1 pseudogene is annotated in these 1,615 nt (G+C 70.3%); it reads right to left on the reverse strand.

Annotated features, from left to right (window positions below):
* Nucleotides 1-633: 633 nt before the first annotated feature.
* Nucleotides 634-1,615: pseudogene (locus AC5RUJ_RS16040) on the reverse strand (LuxR C-terminal-related transcriptional regulator); the annotation flags it as partial.

Genomic DNA, 1,615 nt, shown 5'->3' on the forward strand with positions numbered 1-1,615 from the left:
CCCGACGCAGCCGCCGGCACCGTCGGGTGCCCCCACCGATGCGCCTGCTCCGGGGCCGGCATGACAGGTGCGACACCGGCGCAGCCGGCGGCACGCCGTTTGGTGAACCGGGATGCCGCGCAACTGCTGACGGAAGCCGCGACGGAATCCGAGTCGCGTTTACTGGCTACCGTGTCCGGTCCGGGAGGATCGGGCAAGAGCCTGCTGCTGGAAAACTTGGCGGCGGCCTATGAGGAAGCAGGCGTCCCCGTCAGCTCGGGCAGGCCCGCACTGGGGGAAGACCCTGTGGACGAAGGCACCACGGTACTGATCGACGACGCCCACCAGTTGGACGTCGCCGGACTGGAGCGCGTCCATCGATTGGCCGACGGACAGAACGTGAACCTCGTGGTCGCGTATCGGACGTGGCCGCAGTTGCCCGCCCTGCAGCGGCTGACGGCGGTGATGGAGGCGCATCGGCGGCCGGTGTTGTTGGGCCCCTGGACCCGTAACGATATTGAGCGGCACGCAGCAGCTGTCCGCTCTGACCGGCTTCCTGCTCCCGTCCTTGATCAGGTCTTCCGGCTGACCGGGGGCCTGCCTTGGCTGGTCCAGCATGTGTTGGAAGCGATCGACGATGCCCGCCCAATACCGTCAGATCCGGTGAAGTTCGGCGGGTTGGTCAACCATGTGGGCCACGAGCTCGACCGGCTGGAACCCAACCTTCGGGAGCTGCTGCTGGCCCTGGCCGTCGGTTTCGATCCAGCCGGGCCGCTGCCTTCCGGACTGCGGGAGCTGCCCGGCGGAATCGGGCCGCTGATGTCGCAGGCCACGGCCGCAGGGTTGGTGTTGCCCGAGGGAAACCTTGCTCCGCTCATGCGCAACGTCCTGCTTCATGTCACCCCGCGCCCGGTCCCAGGCGCGCACCAAGGCAGCGGTGTCATCGGTTCGCCGCGCCAGCCCGACCTGCAGGGCGTCCAGCAACAATTCGTCGCGCGGGGTGGGACGGATTCCGCTGGCGGTCGCCTCTGCGATGGCAGCCCCGGCGCTGTCCGGGTGGTCCTGCAGCATGGAGACCCAGGCCCGCAGGAGCAGCAGCCTCAACCGGGCCGCCGGGCCTCCCTGGCGTCCGCGCAGTGCGTCGTCGAGGACGGCTGCCGCTACGGGGAGCTCACCGCTGTGCAGGGCCACCAAGGCCGCGAGGGCTGCCGGGCTGTCCGGCAGCGGAATGGCGGCGCCGGAGGCCGTGAGCATGTCGGAAGCGCGTACCAGGGCCGGCAGCGCCTGCTCAGTGTGCTCGCCGATGGACGCGGCGATGCCTTGTCCCATCATCGAGACGGCCACGTTCGTCAGGGTTGGCGAGTTGTCGGCATGGTTGCCGGCAAGCAGGCTTCGAGCCCCGTCGGGGTCACCCGTACCGATCATGACGACGGCGGCCAGCGCCCGGGACGCCTCCGTGGCGGGCGATCCGAGCCACCGGTAGACTTGGGCGCTGCGCGCCAGCATGCCCCGCTGCGCCCACAGCGACGCCGCCACGTCCGCTCCACGGAGCCTGTCCGGTGCCTCCGGCCGAGCCAGGAGACGGTCAAGGATGCGGCCGGCTGCTTCGAGGTCTCCGGAGGCCAGTGCCGCCTGG

This window comes from Arthrobacter sp. Y3223164, assembly GCF_059091005.1.